The organism is Paenibacillus sp. P4_A7 (assembly GCF_056402455.1).
Window position 1 is genome coordinate 1 of the sequence record NZ_JBFUHJ010000464.1, and the last position, 2,491, is coordinate 2,491.

4 protein-coding genes (1 of these 4 cut by a window edge) are annotated in these 2,491 nt (G+C 42.5%); 1 reads left to right on the forward strand and 3 read right to left on the reverse strand.

The genetic code is table 11. From position 1 onward, the window contains the following. On the forward strand, positions 1-242 hold a 242-nt coding region (locus AC1DWN_RS28865; RefSeq protein ID WP_477562326.1), incomplete at its 5' end, for a hypothetical protein. 58 nt (positions 243-300) lie between these two features. Here the strand turns inward: AC1DWN_RS28865 and AC1DWN_RS28870 are convergent. The 3 genes in view from AC1DWN_RS28870 to AC1DWN_RS28880 are tightly spaced (at most 18 nt apart) and all read right to left on the reverse strand, a layout consistent with a single transcriptional unit that may run on beyond the window. After that, complete coding sequence (locus tag AC1DWN_RS28870; protein WP_477562327.1) at positions 301-1,428, reverse strand: DegT/DnrJ/EryC1/StrS family aminotransferase; 1,128 nt, start codon at positions 1,426-1,428, stop codon at positions 301-303. Continuing rightward, positions 1,425-2,105 carry a GNAT family N-acetyltransferase gene (locus AC1DWN_RS28875; RefSeq protein ID WP_477562328.1) on the reverse strand — a complete coding sequence of 227 codons (681 nt, stop codon included), beginning with the start codon at positions 2,103-2,105 and terminating at the stop codon, positions 1,425-1,427. Before AC1DWN_RS28875 ends, AC1DWN_RS28870 begins: the two co-directional genes overlap by 4 nt. Before the next feature lie 18 nt (positions 2,106-2,123). Continuing rightward, positions 2,124-2,491: the 3' portion of a glycosyltransferase family 2 protein gene (locus AC1DWN_RS28880; protein ID WP_477562329.1), read on the reverse strand. The gene runs 364 nt beyond the window's last position; the window shows 368 of its 732 coding nt (coding positions 365-732); its start codon lies beyond the right edge, outside the window; its stop codon occupies positions 2,124-2,126.

Genomic DNA, 2,491 nt, shown 5'->3' on the forward strand with positions numbered 1-2,491 from the left:
GATTATTTAACGACTCTGCTGTCTTCATCCAATCGATTAATCACTTTAAAGCCCCAGTCCTCGATTCTTTTCTTAAATGGAATGAAATGACCCACGACATGTATATCGATGAGTTCATTATAAGAGCAAGTCTTCTAGTTCAAGCTTGTGAGGTTAATCAACCACTTTCCCCTATAACAAATGATTTTAGAGCTTTATTGGGAAGTCTGATGAGAAGGAAATTGGAAATTAGTGAAATATAAAAGAACCTCCTCAACCACTTGCATAGTGGCGATGGAGGTTCTTTTTTAGTTACAACATTTAACCGTACGCTTGAATACTGGAGATGACATATTCCACTTCTTCTTGTGTTAAATCAGGAAAGAGTGGGAGGGTAACCAGCTCTCGCCATTTCGAATCAGCAATCGGGGTTTCGGTCTGATACTTCATAAACAACGGATGCATGGTTAACGGCATGTAGTGAACGCCAGTGGAAACTCCTATATCCTTCATATGCAGGATGAAACGCTCCCTATCTTCAACTCGTACAACAAAAGCCCAGTAAGAAGAGTCCTGCAAATGATAAGGAATTGCCGCTTTTACCTTCCTGCTTGCTTGCAATCCGATTAAATATTGCTGCAGGATGGCTTCTCTCCTTCGATTCATCCGATCGAGCTTTTCCAATTGAACTAATCCGATCGATGCCATAAGATCATTCATATTATATTTGTAGCCTATATCCGATATTTCATAATACCAGCCGTTCGCGTCCAAATTATTTAATGAATTGGCTTCATAACGCTCCCAAGTATCCTTATTGATTCCGACCCAGCGAGAATGGCGCAGCGGTTTAAGCAGCTCCGGATCATTAGAGGATATCATCCCTCCATCACCGGTTGTCATACATTTCTTCTCTTCGAAGCTGAAGCAACCAATATCACCCCAAGTGCCGAGTGCTTTGCCCTTATACTTCCCGCCAGCTGAGTGTGCGGAGTCCTCGATTACTTTTAAACCTCGCGTTTTTGCCCATGCTACCAAAGAATCCATTTGTACGGGATGTCCTGCAAAGTGAACCGGCATGACAGCAACGCAATCTTTGTCATATTTCCGTTCAAGATCTTCAAAGCTAATACCGAGAGTTTCCGGGTTAATGTCCACAAAAACGGGCTCCAGTTCGTTATAAATAACTGCCATGGCCGTTGCAGCAAATGTTAATACAGGAACCAGCACTTTTTTCCCTTTAGGGAACTTGAAAGCGGACAAAGCAAGGTGTAGAGCTGCGGTACAGGAATTAACGCCTACTGATTCTGAGGAGCCAATATATTGGCTCCACTTCTGCTCGAACTCTCCTACTCTAGGACCTAATCCAAGCCAAGCGCTTTGGAATGCCTTCTGGATACTCTCCAGTTCTTCATTACCTACGGAAGGTTTGAACAGTCTGATGTTCATATTTCTCCCTCCTTGCTCTTCATTTTATTTAAAAAAGTTTCTCTCGTAATCATCATGCTCAACAGTTCCCGTTCAGGCTTCTCACCCAGCTGTCCCGTAGCAGGAGTCCAACAAATCCGTTCTCCTTCCACAACCTTAATTAATGGCAACTTCTTCACTTCTTGAGCCCCCAACTGTTTATAGATGTGAATGGCTCGGTAATTATCAGCCAACACGTTAATATAAGCCCGTTGTAAACCGAGTACCTCAATACTCCACTCCCCCAGAGCAATTAAAGAGAAAATAACGATATTRCCAAGCTTACCTTTTCTGCCTCTTAGCAAGTTATCAAATTCACACTGCTTCTTGACCTCGTCATAATGAATTAAGCCAATTTGACCAATAGGGGTTTGATCTTGGTCCTCGACAATAAACAATATTCGATCATCCGCTTCGACAACTTGCTGCTTGATCCACTCCCTAGTTCCATTCTCCGTTATAGGAAACTGAGTCGTAAACCATATGCCAGCTGCATGTCTCCATTCAGCCAGCATTTTGATCTCATCCTCATTTTGTATACTCTCTACTGTAATTGGCCGAAGCCTTCCGTATACAGTTCCGTTAACGATAATAGGTATGCAAAAGGAAGCAATTTGCTGATTCGCGACCCGCTTGTACGTTCGCAAAATCTCCTTCATAGGTTCGTTCTCCTTTCTTTATTTCACCGTGCCTGGCTTTACATATCTTTCCTGTTCAGCAAAGTTTATAAAAGTGGCTTTATCCAATTTCATTATTTCTTTGGCAAGCGGATGCTGTGACAGCTGCTTGTCGTGATAGCGTAAATAGCTTAACGGCTGGACCATATAAACCCCTTTTCCTTCGGTTAACAAGCTCAGCCAGCTCGCTAAATCCACAGCAAAAAAGGCTTGTTTACCCAATAAGACACCAAACGGCTCCTTCAAATCCTTTCTTCGAAACAAAACGGTCGTTGGTTCTCCAAGATAATTGGTTCTATTACTAAGGATTTTCTTTGTCAGCTGGCGTCCATCAACAATCGTATCTCTCTTATAGATCCGTTCAAAGG